This is a genomic window from Rhizobacter sp. P3_C12 (genome assembly GCF_056402735.1).
The window spans coordinates 1-1976 of sequence record NZ_JBFUGW010000531.1 but is presented as its reverse complement, the minus strand read 5'-3'; the positions used below and the strand labels follow the sequence as shown (position 1 = coordinate 1976).

The window sequence follows — 1976 nt, the reverse complement described above, 5'->3', positions numbered from 1 at the left end:
GAGCGGGCGCTGGCGGCCGAGAACCGCGCCGTCGCCGGCCAGCGCGCGGTCGATGCCAGCAAGAACGCGATGACGCTGACCGAAAGCGCGCTCGGCGACGCGACCGACCTGCTGCAGCAGGTGCGCGAGACGATGCTCTCGGCCGGCAACGCGACCTACACCGATGCCGAGCGCAAGGGCCTGGCCGACAAGATCGGCGAGTTGCGCAAGCAGCTGGTGGCGGTGGCGAACCGGGCCGATGGCGCCGGCACCTACCTGTTCGGCGGGCAGGGCAGCGGCCAGGCGCCATTCCTCGACGCGGCCGGCGGCGTCGTCTACCGCGGCGGCAGCGGCGAGACCGCGGTGGCCTCCACCGAATCGCTGCCGATCACCACCAACGGCGAACAGATCTGGATGCAATCGCGCTCCGGCAACGGCGTGTTCGACACCAACGCCGTCACCGCGACCGGCACCGCGTGGATCGACAGCGGCCATGTCACCAACCCGTCGGCGCTGACCGGCTCGACCTACAGCATCCAGTTCAGCGTCGCGGCCGGCGTCACCACCTATTCGATCCTGCAGGACGGCGCGCCGACCGCGCAGGTCGGCATGCCGTTCAAGCCCGGCCAGGCGATCGAGATCGACGGCATGGCGGCATCCATCGCCGGCAACCCGGCCGACCTCGACGAGTTCACGCTGACGCCATCGACCAGCAGCCAGACCGTCTTCGACACGCTCGACAAGGCGATCGCCGACCTGAAGACGCCGCTGCGCAGCGGCACGCAGATCGCGCAGTCGAATGCCGACAACCTGRCCAACCTCGACCAGGTGATGGCCACCCTGTCGGGCGCGCGCACCCGGATCGGCGAGACGCTGAACCGCATCGACGGCGTCACCGGCCGGCTCGACTCGCTGAAGCTGTCGAGCAAGACCGCGCGGTCGGATGCGGAAGACCTCGACATGACGAACGCAATTTCGGACTTCGCGAGCCAGCAGACCGGGTACGATGCCTCGCTCAAGGCGTACACCATGGTGCAGAAGCTGTCGCTGTTCAACTACCTGAATGGCTGATCGAGCGGCTGATGCCCGTCGCCATCGCCTGCACACTTTCCCTGGAGATTCCGCGTGACTGACAACGCCACACTCGGGCAGGTCGCCCTCGGCTATTCGCCGTTCATCGACCGCAGCCGCGCCGTGACGGCCACCCGCCTGACCATCTACCCGCTGCGCCCCGAGCTGAAACCCGATGTCGCCCAGTTGCTGCATGCCGTGGGCGGCGTGTGGCCGGCCGATGGCGGCCGCGCCTCGCTGAACATCGTCAGCGAGAGCCTGCTGCAGGACCTGATGGGTGCGAGCCCGTCGGCCAACCTGATGATCGAGATCCCGGCCTTCATGGCCTGCGACGAGGCCAACATCGAGTCGCTGCAGGCGCTGCACCGCGCCGGCAACACGCTGCTGCTCAAGGGCCGGCCGATGAAGGAGCTGCCGCGCGAGCTGCTGCCGTGCTTCAAGTTCTCGCTGATCGACCTGGCCGACGACCGCCGCGTCAATGAATCCGGCAACGTGGCGCCCGCCGGCGTCACGCGCAACATCGCGCACGTGCAGTCGGGCGTGCGCACGCTGGCCGACATGGAGGGCAGCTTCTCGCGCGGTGCGGCCGCGGTGCTGGGCTGGCCGATCGACGACGCCATCAAGGAGGCGCAGACCAAGGGCAAGTCGGCGGTGCAGATCGACCTGCAGGTGATCGTCGAGCTGATCCAGCGCGTGGACGCGCAGGACCCGATCGAGAAGCTCGAGAACACGCTGAAGCGCGACCCGTCGCTCGCGTTCAAGCTGATGCGCTACATCAACTCGCCGGCCTTCGGGCTGCGCGTCGAGATCAGCTCGTTCCGTCACGCGATCATGATGCTCGGCTACCAACGCCTGAAGCGCTGGCTGGCGCTGCTGCTGGCCACCGCCGGCAAGGACGCCAACATGAAGCCGGTGATGTTCGCGGC

2 protein-coding genes are annotated in these 1976 nt (G+C 68.3%); both read left to right on the top strand.

Annotated elements, in window-relative coordinates:
* A partial coding sequence (gene flgL, locus AC1DXV_RS34185; RefSeq protein WP_477937988.1) for a flagellar hook-associated protein FlgL occupies positions 1–1050 on the top strand: 1050 nt, incomplete at its 5' end.
* A gap of 54 nt (positions 1051–1104) precedes the next feature.
* A partial coding sequence (locus tag AC1DXV_RS34180) for an HDOD domain-containing protein (RefSeq protein WP_477937987.1) occupies positions 1105–1976 on the top strand: 872 nt, incomplete at its 3' end.